Source organism: Pseudomonas sp. AC463 (assembly GCF_979253585.1).
In genome coordinates, this window is the sequence record NZ_CEEDDZ010000600.1 from 1 (window position 1) to 272 (window position 272).

1 pseudogene is annotated in these 272 nt (G+C 64.7%); it reads left to right on the forward strand.

The window, feature by feature from the left end:
* Nucleotides 1-272, forward strand: a pseudogene (locus tag AC0IYH_RS31610) (glucose-6-phosphate isomerase); the annotation flags it as partial.

Here is a 272-nt window from a genome sequence, read left to right on the forward strand (position 1 = left end):
GGCCCGGTCAGTGGTTCGAACGGGCCGGTGATCTGGGGCGGCGTGGGCTGTAACGGCCAGCACGCCTATCACCAGTTGCTGCATCAGGGTACCCAGCTGATTCCGGCGGACTTCATCGTCCCGGTGGTCAGTTACAACCCGGTTGCCGACCACCATCAGTGGCTCTACGCCAACTGCCTGTCGCAGAGCCAGGCCCTGATGCTCGGCAAATCCCGCGAGGAAGCCGAGGCCGAACTGCGCGGCAAGGGCCTCAGCGAAGAGGACATCCAGAG